Annotated in this window: 3 protein-coding genes; 2 read left to right on the top strand and 1 reads right to left on the bottom strand. The window is 75.8% G+C overall.

Going from position 1 to position 3,579, the window contains the following annotated elements:
- Positions 1-223 precede the first annotated feature (223 nt).
- Positions 224-604, bottom strand: coding sequence for a hypothetical protein (locus EF918_RS33815; RefSeq protein ID WP_125652711.1), 381 nt, complete (start codon positions 602-604; stop codon positions 224-226).
- Between the two features lie 176 nt (positions 605-780).
- On the opposite strand from EF918_RS33815, the gene EF918_RS33810 reads away from it, so the two are divergent.
- Positions 781-1,608: a hypothetical protein gene (locus tag EF918_RS33810; protein ID WP_125652710.1), complete on the top strand. Its 828-nt coding sequence runs from the start codon at positions 781-783 to the stop codon at positions 1,606-1,608.
- A gap of 62 nt (positions 1,609-1,670) precedes the next feature.
- On the top strand, positions 1,671-3,579 hold a 1,909-nt coding region (locus EF918_RS33805; RefSeq protein WP_125652709.1), incomplete at its 3' end, for an FUSC family protein.

Raw genomic sequence — 3,579 nt, 5'->3', positions numbered from 1 at the left:
GCTCCCGCACGGCCCGCAGCGGCCCGAGCCGGCCGAGGAGCCGGCCCCCGCGCCCCGCCCGGCGGCCGCCGCCGCGGGCTCCGCCGAGTAGGACGGCGGTACGCGGTCGCGGTACGACGACGGCCGGCCGGCCCCGGACATCGTTCCGGGGCCGGCCGGCCGGAAGCACGGGCCGGGGGACAGGGCGAGGGCAGGGTCCGGAACTGCCGGTCCTGCTCCCGGCTCAGGGCTCGTGCGTGTAGTAGCGGTAGAAGGCCACGATGCCCACGCCGGCGCCGGTCAGCAGGCCGATCCAGACCGAGCGCAGCACCGAGTCGCCGGTGAGGCTGTACAGGTAGCCCATGGCGATGGCGGCGAAGGCGCCGTACATCGCCGCGCGCAGCTCCCGCATCATCCGCGGGCCGACCCGGGCCATCGCGACCAGGCAGGCCGCGAAGACCACGCCGCACAGGATCCCGTAGAAGACGTTGCCCGCGTCGACCGGGCCCGTCTGGCGCTTCATGAAGGCCGCGTAGACGCCGTAGAGCAGTCCCAGCACCAACGGGACGGTCAGTGCCGCACGGTCCAGGTGCCGCCCGCGGGCGGCCGGTGCCGCATGTGCCATGGCAGGGCTCCTTGTCTCCCCCACCCACCAGGGCACACCCGCCGCCGCCCCGCGGCAAGTGGATCACCCGTTCGGGGGGCTTGGGCCCGTGCGGGGGGCTGCCGCACGGGGGACGGCGCACCCGGGCGGCGCAGTGCCGTTCGCGGCCGGGCACCGCCCGGCCGTTCCCTGGTGACGTGCGCACCTTCCTGTCGGCGGTCCTCGTCGCGCTCGTGGCCCTGCTCGTGCCCGCGAGCGCGGTGGCGTACTGGGCCGACCGCGAACTGGGCGACGCCGACCGCTACACCGCCGCGATGGCCCCGCTGGCGCGGAACCCGGCCGTGCAGGAGGTCGTCGTCACCCGGGCCGCGCGCGCCATCTCCCCGCAGATCGACGCGGGCCCCTTCCAGAGCGGGGTGGAGGCGCTGCTCGGCGAGGCACTGCGCTCGTTCGTCGGGACGCCCGCCTTCCAGACCGCCTGGGACGCGGCCAACCGGGCCGCGCACGCCGCCTTCCTCCAGGCCCTGACCACCGGTGACGGCGACGCCGTCACCATCGACCTCGCCCCGGTCGTCGCCGAGGTCAAGGGCGAACTCGTCGCCGGCGGGGTGCCCTTCGCCGACCGCATCCCCGAGACCCACGTGACCGTCGAGGTCATGGAGTACGAGAACCTGGGCGCGCTCCGGAAAGGTTTCCGCATGCTCCAGATCGCCGGCATCTGGCTCCCCCTGCTCACCCTGGCGCTGGCCGTGGCGGCGGTCGCCGTGGCCGCCCACCGGCGCCGCGCCCTGGTGGCCACCGGGCTCGGGGTCGCGCTCGGCGGCGTCCTGCTGGGGGCGGCGGTGGCCGTGTGCCGCCGACTGACCCTGGACGACCTGCCCGCCGACATCGACCGGGCCGCGGCCGAGGCGGTGTACGACGCGCTGACCGCGTTCCTGCGCACCACCGCCTGGGTGGTGCTCGTCGTCGGTCTGGGCACGGCGCTCGCCGCCTGGCTGACGGGACGGCTGCGCCGCACCCCATAAGCTCGGAACGTACGCAACCTCCCGGGAAACACCCGGAAGAACCGATTCGCGAGCGGCGCACCATGAGTACGGAACAGATACCGTCCGGACGGGCCCGGCCCCACCCGCTGGCCCCGCCCGCCTGGCTGCTCCAGGGACTGCGGCCCACCTCCGCCCGGGTGCCCTGGGCCGCCGCGGCGCGTGCCGGGATCGCCCTGGCGGCGCCGCTCGCCGTCGGATTCGCCCTGGACGAGCCGGAGTACGGTGCGCTGGTGTCCATGGGCGCCCTGTCCGGGGTGATCGGCGACACCGCCGACGCCTACCGGATGCGGGTGCTCAACATCGCCGTGCCCCAACTGGCCGGAGCCGTGGGGGTGGCGCTCGGCACCTTGGTCCACGGCCAGGGCTGGCTCGCCGTCGCCGTGCTGACACTGGTGGCCCTGGTGTCCGGGATGATCTCCTCCATCGGCACGGTCGCCTCGGTCTCCGGACTGCTGCTCCTGCTCAACGCCGTGGTCGGGGCCGGGCTGGCGATGCCGCGGCCGTGGTGGACGGCGCCGCTGCTGCTCACCGCGGGCGGGCTGTTCGTGCTGCTGCTGACCCTGCTGGGGTGGCCGCTGCGCGGCCGGCAGCCGGAGCGGACGGCCGTCGCGGACACCTACCGGGCCCTGGCCCGCCTGCTGGAGGCGGCCGGGACCGGGGCGGCGTACGAGGAACGCCGGCGGGAGGTCACCCAGGCCCTGAACCACGCCTACGACCTGGTGCTCGGGCGGCGCGCCCGGGTGCACGGCCGGTCCCCGGCGCTGGTGCGGATGCTCGCCCAGCTGAACGTGGTGATCCCGCTGGTGGAGGCGGCGCCCGCGGTGCACCAGCGGGGCCGGCCGCTGCCGCCGGAACTCCCGGCCACCGTGCGGGGCCTGGCCGACGCGGTGGAGCAGGCCCGTACGGTGCCGCCCGTACTGGACCTGCCGGCCCCGCAGAGCCCGGCCGAACGGGCCCTGGACACGGCCCTGCGGCACGCCGTGACCATCGTCCACCTGGCCGAACCGGACCCGTACCACGTCGACGACCGGCTGGGCCGGCCGGCGGCGCTGGGGGTCCGGATGCGGGGGGCGGTGCGCGACATGGTGCTGTCCAGCGCCTCCTGGCGGTACGGACTGCGGCTCGCGCTGTGCATCGGGCTGGCGCAGTCGCTGGTGTCGCTGGTGGAGGTGGAACGTTCGTACTGGGTGGCGCTGACCGTCACCTTCGTCCTGAAGCCGGACTTCGGCTCGGTGTTCTCCCGGGCGGTGCTGAGGGCGCTGGGCACGGCGGGCGGGCTGGTCGTCGCGGCGGCCGTGCTCGCGGAGGTGCCGCGGGGGTGGTGGGACGTACCGGCGATGGTGGTGCTCGGGGCGCTGATCCCGGTGTTCTCGGTCAAGGGCTACGCCTTCCAGACCGCGGCGATCACCCCGGTGATCCTGCTGCTGTCGGACCAGCTCAACCACCAGGGCTTCGACCTGGTGCGGCCACGGCTGCTGGACAGTCTGATCGGCTGCGCCATCACGCTGGTCGCCGGGTACCTGCTGTGGCCGGAGAGCTGGCACACCCGGGTCGGCGACCGGCTCGCCTCGGCCGTGGACGACGCCGCGCACTACGTGGAACGGGCCTTCGCGCCGGTGCCGGCCGCGGGGGGCGAGGCCGCCCTCCGCGCCGCCCGCCAGGCCCGGCTCCAGGCCAGGCGGCGGATCTACCGGGAGCTGTCCGGGGTCCGCACGGAGTTCCAGCGGGCGCTGACGGAGCCGCCGCCGACGGGGCAGCGGGCGGCGGCGTGGTGGCCGCTGGTGGTGGCGGTCGAGCGGATCGTGGACGCCACGACCGCGGCGCGGGTGCGGGTGAACCACGGGGCTCCCGCCCCGCCGGCGGAGGAGGTGCGGGCCTTGTCGGCCCGCCTCCACCGCCTGGCGGACGACGTCCGCACCCACCGCACCCCCACCACCATCACCCCACCAC

The sequence above is a fragment of the Streptomyces sp. WAC06614 genome, from assembly GCF_003949795.1.
GTDB lineage: Bacteria > Actinomycetota > Actinomycetes > Streptomycetales > Streptomycetaceae > Streptomyces.
This window is presented reverse-complemented; position numbering and strand designations above follow the sequence as displayed.